We start from the raw sequence: 4,349 nt of genomic DNA on the forward strand, positions 1-4,349 counted from the left end.
GGCGTCCCCACCGGCGGCACCGCCGGTGCCACCCGTGCCGCCCGCGGCGCCGCCCGCACCGCCCGTGCCCCCGGACCCGCCGGTGCCGCCCGAGCCGCCGGCCGTGCCGGCCGCGCCGGGCGTCTTCCCGGTGCCCGCCTTGCCGGTGCCGCCGGTGCCGCCCGAACCCGCGGCGCCGCCCGCGGCGGAGCCCCCGGAGGTCCCGGAGCCCGAACCGCTCTTCACCGCCTTGCCCTCCTGCACCGTGCAGTCCAGCGGCGCGCCCTTGGCGTCGCACGGGCTGGGCTGCGGGGCGTCCTTGAGGACGGTCAGCTCGCCGGCTCCGTTGAAGGTCGGGTTGGCGCAGTTGGAGAGGGAGTTGGGGTCGACCGGGCTGGCGTTGCCGGGGATGTGCTGGGTCTGCAGCAGGCCGCCGCGCACCAGGTTGCGCGGGATCGGCGAGTAGCCGAGGCCGTCCGCCTCGCCCTGGCCCTCGCAGAGCACGTAGGCGAGGAAGCGGCTGAGCGCGGAGCCCTTCTCGTTGGTGAACTTCGGCAGCGGCTTGAGGCTGTTGGCCCGCGGCACGATCAGGTAGCTGTAGCTGGAGATCGGGTACGACCGCGGGTCGTTCATCGAGTAGACGCCGTCGAGGTTCTGCTGGAGGTAGTTGGGGTCGTCCGGCGAGGTGGAGTCGTCGACCCCGCGGATCCTGGCGGCGGTGAGCGCGACGGCGACGTTCGAGGCGGTCGGCAGGGAGTAGTAGCCCGCCGGGTTGAGCACCTTCACGACCGGCCAGTTGCTGCGCTTGGCGAACGCGTACTCGTCGTAGCCGATGGTGCCGACGCCGGCCGGGGCCTTGATGTAGCCGGCGACGACGTCGGAGCCGTTCTGGGCGACCATCCGGCCGGACTTCGGGAAGAACTCGGTGTAGTCGCCGCACGCGACGCCGTTGACGCTCTTGCAGTAGTCGTCCCACTGGCCCTGGTGGGTGTGCTCCATCCACCGGGTGAACTGGGCGGTCGCACCCGAGCCGTCGGAGCGGACGACGGGGGTGATCGGCGTGCTGGGCAGCGCCTTCCCGTAGTCCGCGGTGATCTTCGGGTCGTTCCAGTTGGTGATCTTGTTGGTGAAGATGTCCACGATGGTCTGCGGCGAGAGGCGCAGGTCACGGACCTGCTTGCCGCCCACGACCAGGTTGTACATGAAGGTGGTGCCGCCGGCCGTGACCGGCACGTAGGAGTAGCCGTAGACCGGGTTCTCCGGGTTGCCTGAGCCGCTGCTGTGACCGCCGGACCCCAGCCCGTCGTCCGGCTTGGTGCGGAACGGCACGTCCGAGGCGGTGAAGTCGTCCTGGCCGATGCTCCACTGGGTCCGGCCGGCGGCCGACCCGACCGGGTTGAAGTTGATCTGGATGCCCTGCGGCGCGACGTCCTGGCGCCACTGGTCGATGGCCGGTCCGGCCCAGCTGGAGCCGTCCGCGTTGAGGGCGACCGCCGCGTACGCGGGGGTGCTCTGCCCCAGCAGCAGGGAGGCCGCGGCGAGCAGCAGGGACAGCAGCACCGCGAGGGTGCGGGCCACGGGGCGGCTTGCGGCCTCCCACGACATGGGAACTCCTCTGGTACGGAGGGCGGTTGGGCGTGGCATCAGTACTCCCCGACGGGTCGGGCGGTGACGGTGCGGCCCGGGGCGGGCGCGGGGGCCTCGGCCCGGGCCGCGGCCTCGCCGCGGCGGGCGTCGCGGTCGATGCGCCGCTTCTGACGCCGCGACAACTGCCCGGGCCGGCGGCCGCCGAGCACCCGCGCGGTGACGAAGAGGATCAGCACCACGGCCATCAGGGTGAGCGCGGCGGCGAACGCCCGGGCCACCATCTCGGGGTAGGGCTGCTTGACGTAGTTCCAGATGTAGAGCGGCAGCGACACCTGGTGCTCGCTGAACGGGTCGCCGTTGAACTGCGAGGTGAAGCCGGAGGTCAGCAGCACCGGCGAGGTCTCGCCGACCCCGCGCGCCATGCCGAGCACCACCGCGGTGACCAGGCCCGGACGGGCCGTGGGCAGCACCACGTTCCACACCGTGCGCCACTGGCTGCCGCCGAGCGCGTAGGAGGCCTCCCGCAGCGTGCCGGGCACCAGCCGGATGACCACCTCGGCGGCCCGGGTGACGATCGGCATCATCATCACGGTGAGCGCCAGCGAGGCCGCGAACCCGCTCTTCTCGAAACCGAAGGTGATGATCACGATGCCGAGGATGAAGAGCCCGGCGACGATCGACGGCAGCGCCGTCATCGCCTCGACCAGCGTGCGCACCGGCCGGGCCATCCGGCCGCCGACCTCGGACATGAAGACGGCCGCCGCGATGCCCAGCGGCACGGCGAACAGCGTGGCCAGGCCCAGCTGTTCGAGCGAGCCGACCAGCGCGTTGAGCGCCCCGCCCGAGGTGATCGGGGAGAGCGCGGCGGTGTGGTCCATCGACTCGGTGAAGAAGTTCAGGTGCCTGGCGGCCTCCAGGCCGCGCGACAGGACGTAGCCGATCTGGTCGACGATCAGGGCCACCACCAGCAGCCCCGAACTCCAGGCGACCGCCGCGACCAGCCGCTCGCGGACCAGCAGCGGCCCCCACTGGAGCCTGCCGAGCGCGAAGTAGCCGGCCAGGAAGAGCAGGTACCAGCAGGCCAGGAAGCCGAGCACGCCGCTGAACGGCAGGATGCGCTCGTACAGCATCCAGTCCAGGGCGAGCGAGCCGGCCAGCGCGCCGACCGGGGTCAGCACGTCCTCCCGGGTGAAGCCGCCGAGCCGCACCCTCTTCTCGGGGCGGTCGGGCGCGGGCGCCTCCGGCGGCGCGCCCGCGGCGGGCGGCGCTGCGGGCGGCGCTGCGGGCGGCGCTGCGGGCGGAAGATCGAGGGTGGTCATCGGGTGGTCCCTTCACGGCCGATCGCCGGCGGTTGGTACGGGTCCGGGCGGTGCGGGGCCGGACGCTGCGGCCCCGGGGAGTGCGCGGCCATCAGTCGGCCGTCGAGGCCCCGGAGCGGGACCGGTTGATGACGAAGCCGGCCGCCAGGTTGACCAGCAGCGTCAGCGAGAAGAGCACCAGGCCGGCCGCCATCAGCGCGGAGAGCGAGAGGTCGTCGGACTCGCCGAAGCGCAACGCGATCAGCGCCGAGATCGAGTTGGCGCCGTTCTCCAGGATGTGCGTGATGGCCTCGAAGTTCGGCGAGATGATCAGCGCGACGGCGATGGTCTCGCCCATCGCCCGCCCGAAGCCGAGCATCACCGCGCCGATCACGCCGCCGCGGCCGAACGGCAGCACCACCGTGCGGATCATCCCCCAGCGCGTGGAGCCGAGCGCGAAGGCGCCCTCCCGCTCGCCCTGGGGCGCCTGCGAGAACACCTCCCGGCTGAGCGAGGTGACGATCGGGATGATCATCAGCGAGACGACCACCCCGGCGATGAAGGTGGAGGAGGTGTACGAGGTGCCGATGTCACCGGTGCGCACCTTGAGGAACGGGATCGTGTCGCCGAGGTGGTTGGCCAGCCAGCGGACGAACCCGATGATCCGCGGCTGGAGGAAGAAGAGCCCCCACAGCCCGTAGACGATGCTCGGGATCGCCGCCATCAGGTCGACCAGCGAGACCAGCGTCGCCCGGAGCCGCTGCGGTGCGTACTCGGAGATGAAGACGGCGGTGCCGAGCGCCACCGGCACCGCGATGACCAGGGCGATCACGGCGATCAGCAGGCCGTTCGGGAGCACCGCGGCGATGCCGAAGTTGTGCGCCTGGGTCTGCCACTTCTGCTCGGTGAGGAAGGACCAGCCCACCTCGCGCAGGGCGGCCGCGCCGCGCAGCACCAGGAAGAACGCGATCAGCCCCATGACGGCGAAGACCGAGAGGCCGGCGGCCCGGAGCAGACCACGGAACACCCGGTCGCCCGGCGTCGCGGGGGCGGTGATGGTGCGGGGTACGTCGGGATCACGCTGGGGAGCCCCGGCATGGGGTGCCGCGGGCTCGGCGGCGGCTGTCATGGTCTGCTCTCCGGGACGCTCGATGCGGACGTGCTCGGTACGGGAGTGCTCGGTACGGGAGTGCTCGGTACGGGAGTGCTCGGTCGGTACGGGCCCGGACTCCGGACGGGGCCGGGGTCCGGGACGGGCTCGGCGGGGCCGGGACGGCGGCCCCGCCGAGCCCGTACGGCCGGCTGCTGCCGGCCGGTCAGGGCCGGCGGCGCAGCCGCGTCCAGCCTCCGCGCAGCGCGGCCGTCGCCCTCGCCCCGGCGGGCGTGCCGCCGAGCAGCAGGGCCGCCGGGCCGCCGATCAGCAGGACGAGGCCCGTGACCAGGGCGATGGGCAGCAGCAGGCGCGCGCCGCCGGCCCGGTCGGGG

3 protein-coding genes are annotated in these 4,349 nt (G+C 73.1%); all 3 read right to left on the minus strand.

Translation table 11 applies throughout. The features are described from left to right. The coding region (locus tag J5Y04_RS41000; RefSeq protein WP_209417646.1) for a substrate-binding domain-containing protein at positions 1-1,584 on the minus strand (1,584 nt) is incomplete at its 3' end. 38 nt (positions 1,585-1,622) lie between these two features. Then, positions 1,623-2,885: a phosphate ABC transporter permease PstA gene (pstA, locus tag J5Y04_RS41005; protein WP_209417647.1), complete on the minus strand. Its 1,263-nt coding sequence runs from the start codon at positions 2,883-2,885 to the stop codon at positions 1,623-1,625. 91 nt (positions 2,886-2,976) lie between these two features. Beyond that, positions 2,977-3,993, minus strand: a complete 1,017-nt coding sequence (pstC, locus tag J5Y04_RS41010; RefSeq protein WP_209417648.1) for a phosphate ABC transporter permease subunit PstC — start codon at positions 3,991-3,993, stop codon at positions 2,977-2,979. Between the last annotated feature and the right edge of the window lie 356 nt (positions 3,994-4,349).

Origin of the sequence: Kitasatospora sp. RG8, from assembly GCF_017813315.1 — a bacterium.
GTDB lineage: Bacteria > Actinomycetota > Actinomycetes > Streptomycetales > Streptomycetaceae > Kitasatospora.